Origin of the sequence: Bartonella taylorii 8TBB, from assembly GCF_902825155.1 — a bacterium.
GTDB classification, from domain to species: Bacteria; Pseudomonadota; Alphaproteobacteria; order Rhizobiales; family Rhizobiaceae; genus Bartonella; species Bartonella taylorii_A.
On the sequence record NZ_CADEAG010000180.1, the window covers coordinates 1 to 402 of the forward strand.

1 protein-coding gene is annotated in these 402 nt (G+C 38.1%); it reads left to right on the plus strand.

The genetic code is table 11. From position 1 onward, the window contains the following. Positions 1-78 precede the first annotated feature (78 nt). Positions 79-402, plus strand: a 324-nt coding sequence (locus J7R13_RS09190; protein WP_208438339.1) for a biopolymer transporter ExbD, incomplete at its 3' end; no start/stop codon positions are given.

Below are 402 nucleotides of genomic sequence, written 5' to 3' on the forward strand. Positions count from 1 at the left end.
AGGCGATATCGCTGCGGCTCTTGAAAGGCTCTTGAGCCGTGAACTTGATAAACAAAGACAACAGAAAAGTCATAAAAAATGAAAGCAAGCCTGAATAATGATTGGGATACAGACGAAAGTGGGTTGCAAAGCGAAATCAATGTGACCCCTTTTATTGATGTTATATTGGTGTTGCTTATTGTTTTTATGGTTGCTGCACCTTTGGCAACATCTGTCATTCCCGTTCAGCTTCCTTCTATAACTCAAATACCTTCAGTGGTTCAGTCTGATGAACCTCTTTATGTTACTTTGCAAAAAGATCGTTCTCTTTACATTGGTGATCATCTTGTAGAACAAGCAGCTTTGAGAGAAGCTTTGTTGAGGGAAACTACGCAAAATTTAGAGACAAAAATTTTAATCAAA